This is a genomic window from Vibrio viridaestus, from assembly GCF_003856525.1.
GTDB lineage: Bacteria > Pseudomonadota > Gammaproteobacteria > Enterobacterales > Vibrionaceae > Vibrio > Vibrio viridaestus.
Window position 1 is genome coordinate 1 of the sequence record NZ_RJVQ01000109.1, and the last position, 505, is coordinate 505.

Annotated in this window: 1 protein-coding gene; it reads left to right on the top strand. The window is 41.5% G+C overall.

Translation table 11 applies throughout. The features are described 5' to 3' along the window. Positions 1 to 304: 304 nt before the first annotated feature. A partial coding sequence (locus EES38_RS23310; RefSeq protein WP_208020506.1) for a hypothetical protein occupies positions 305 to 505 on the top strand: 201 nt, incomplete at its 3' end.

Below are 505 nucleotides of genomic sequence, written 5' to 3' on the forward strand. Positions count from 1 at the left end.
TCATCCTTCTCTGTTGTTCCCAATGCGACGACAGACAACGCTAGTGCGTCTCTGCGCTTTCAGGAACAAGAACAACTGCACCAACTACACTCAACAAAATAACCTCTCTCAAACACTAACAAACAACACAATCAACAGACAMMACGTCATTCACACACACACAAACACAAACAWACACAATAAACTAAACGCTCKTACACTTATCACGCAAACAAACACGTCGCTAGAAACACAAACAATCATCAATACCACATTACATTATCACTTCAATTCAYCATTCGCCATACAACTGTACGATCYCACATTGAAACAGCATCATTGCCATCTCACCCACTATATGGAATCATCCTTCTCTGTTGTTCCCAATGCGACGACAGACAACGCTAGTGCGTCTCTGCGCTTTCAGGAACAAAAACAACTGCACAACTACACTCAACAAAATAACCTCTCTCAAACACTAACAAACAACACAATCAACAGACAACACGTCATTCACACACACACA